The organism is Methylobacterium sp. B1, from assembly GCF_000333255.1.
Classification (GTDB): Bacteria; Pseudomonadota; Alphaproteobacteria; order Rhizobiales; family Beijerinckiaceae; genus Methylobacterium; species Methylobacterium fujisawaense.
In genome coordinates this window covers 1-2,567 of record NZ_BACT01000714.1, presented here as the reverse complement: position 1 = coordinate 2,567, position 2,567 = coordinate 1, and the positions used below count along the sequence as shown (strand labels likewise).

The window sequence follows — 2,567 nt, the reverse complement described above, 5'->3', positions numbered from 1 at the left end:
CAAGGCCGCTGGTGCGCAGACCGGCAGTGACCGTGATGTTTTCCAGTGGCCGAACGGCACCGCGACCCGGCAGCGTTCGCCGCGCGGGGCTCGCCCATAGCGGCGGACCATCTTCGTGTTGGTGGCGGTCTCGTCGAGGAACACGAGCTTGTCCGGGTCGAGATCGAGCTGGCCGTCGAACCAGGACAGGCGCGCGGCCTTCACGTCTTCTCTCTCCTGCTCGGCGGCGTGGCCGGTGTTTTTTTGCGCGTGATGCCGTGGCGCTTGAAGAAGCGGGACAGGCTGCTGCCCCCAACCCGCAGACCCAGTTCGGCCAGACGGTCGCGCAACTCATGCAGGAACAGCTCGGGCTGCGCTTCGTAGGTCTGCCGGATCAGGTCGGCCTGTGCCTCGATGGTGTGCGAGCGTTGATCGCCGCCCATCGGCTTGGCCTGTGTCCGACCCTCCTGCACGAAGGTCCCGTGCCAGCGCACGGCGCTGGCCGGGCTGACCTCGAAGCGCCGCGCCGCCTCCCGGCGCGAAGCCCCCGCCTCGATCGCGGCTACGACACGCTCGCGCAGATCAACGGACAGGGCAGACGCCATCGGCTCTCCTCCTCGGAAAGCCGCGCATCGAATCACATCACCGCCGCGGCCGAAACCCTAAACGATTCAATTCGATCGGTGACCACTCTAGGCGCTCCGGGGGCCTCGGTCACCTCAAAGGGAGAGGGAGCCGGTAGGGCCGCGCCGCCGCAGGCGCGTGCCGGGACGACGCACCCCCGGCTCAGCAGCCGCGGAACAGGGCGACGCCGAAGGCGGTGAATTTTAGCGGCAGGTGGCAGTGGCCGTCGGGGTCGTCGATCCGGAAGCGAATCGCGGCCTCCTCCAGGAACCCCTCCCCCGCCGCCCCGACGAAGTCCCCGATCGCGAACACGACCTCGTAGAGTCCGGCGGCGAGCCGCGTCCGCACGATCGGATGATCGAGCGTCCCGTCCGCGCCGAGCCGCCCCTCGGCGAGCACCCGCCGCCGGGACCCGGCCCGCAGGACGCGCACGCGCATCCCCGCGGCCGGCCGGCCCGTGGCGGCGTCGACGGCGTGGAGCGACAGGCCGGTCACGGGGCGCCGCCCTCCCAGAGCATCCGCCAGGGATGGGCGGCCTCGTAGGCCGCCGCCATCGCCACCAGAGCCTCGTCGCGGCCCCAGGGCGCCACGAGCTGGAACCCGATCGGCAGCCCGGCACGGGAGGGGCGGCAGGGGATCGAGATCCCGGGACAGCCGGCGGCGTTGACGAAGCCCGTGAAGGTCGCCGAGCCGCGGGGGCCCACCGGCACCCCGGCGATGCGCTCCGGATGGGTGTCCTCCGCCCGCCAGGGCAGCGCCGCCGCCGTGGGCGTCATCAGCAGATCATGCGCGGCGAACAGGGCGGCGAGATCCTGACGCAGCGCCAGCGCCATCCGCTGCACGTCGAACAGGTCGGCCGCCGAGAGGGCCGCCCCGGCCTCCGACAGGGCGCGGATGTCGGGGCCGAGGTCGTCGCGCCGGCCCGGATGCGCCCGCATCAGCCAGGCGATTCCGGCCTGGCCGAGGATTGGCCACGCCTCCGTGATGGCGGTCGCCGCGTCGAAGCGGCCGGTCTCGACCCGGTGGCCGAGGCCGGCGAGGCGCCCGGCCGCCTCGGCGACGCTGTCGGCGATCTCGGGATCGACCGGGGCGGTGCCGAAGGCCGGGACATGGAGGATCCGCAGCGGGCGCTCCGGCATTGCGGCGGTCCCGAACGGGCCGAAGCCGTTCGGCGCGACCGCGTTCGGATCGGCCGCCCCGAGGATCCGCATCAGCGCCGCGAGGTCGTCGACCGTGCGCGCCATCGGCCCGACCACCTCGAGGTCGAGCATGATCGGCGGCAGCCCGCCGGTTCGCGGCACCCGTCCGGCGGTGGGTTTCAGGCCGACGAGGCCGGTATGGGAGGCGGGGCGGCGGATCGAGCCGCCCGCATCGGTCCCGAGGGCCAGGGGCCCGATCCCGGCGGCCACCGCCGCGACGGCGCCACCGCTGGAGCCCCCCGGGGTCAGCGCCGGATCCCAGGGGTTGCGGGTGACGCCGGAGACCGGGTTCCCGGTATAGCCCTGGACGGTCAGTTCCGGGACATTGGTCTTGCCCAGGATCACCGCTCCGGCCGCGCGCAGGCGGGCCACCGGCGTCTCGTCCCGGTCCGCCCCCTGCCCCGCGTAGAGCCGGCTGCCCCAGCCGGTGGCGAACCCGACGACGTTCAGGCTGTCCTTGATGGTCACCGGCACGCCGTCGAGGGGGCCGAGCGGCCGGCCCGCCGCCCAGCGGGCCGCGCTCGCCGCGGCGGCGCGCGCCGCACCTTCGGGATCGACGGCGACCAGGGCGTTGAGCCCCGGGTTCACGGCCTCGGCCCGGTCCAGGCAGGCGCGGGCGGCCGCGACCGGGCTCGCCGTCCCGGCGGCGTAGCGTCGGCCCAGGGCGGTGGCCGAGAGGGTCCAGAGCGGGCCCGTCGCATCGGTCTGCATCATGGCTCTCCCTCGCGATGCGCGATCCAGCTGGGCGAGCGGCCCGCTCAGGCC

At 74.3% G+C, this 2,567-nt stretch carries 2 protein-coding genes and 1 pseudogene; all 3 read right to left on the bottom strand.

Translation table 11 applies throughout. The features are described 5' to 3' along the window. Positions 1 to 584 (bottom strand): annotated as a pseudogene (locus I53_RS20900) (IS630 family transposase); the annotation flags it as partial. Between the two features lie 181 nt (positions 585 to 765). Then, positions 766 to 1,098, bottom strand: a complete 333-nt coding sequence (locus tag I53_RS20895) for a hydroxyisourate hydrolase (RefSeq protein ID WP_043354274.1) — start codon at positions 1,096 to 1,098, stop codon at positions 766 to 768. Beyond that, positions 1,095 to 2,516, bottom strand: coding sequence for an amidase (locus I53_RS20890; protein WP_043354273.1), 1,422 nt, complete (start codon positions 2,514 to 2,516; stop codon positions 1,095 to 1,097). Before I53_RS20890 ends, I53_RS20895 begins: the two co-directional genes overlap by 4 nt. Positions 2,517 to 2,567 lie beyond the last annotated feature (51 nt).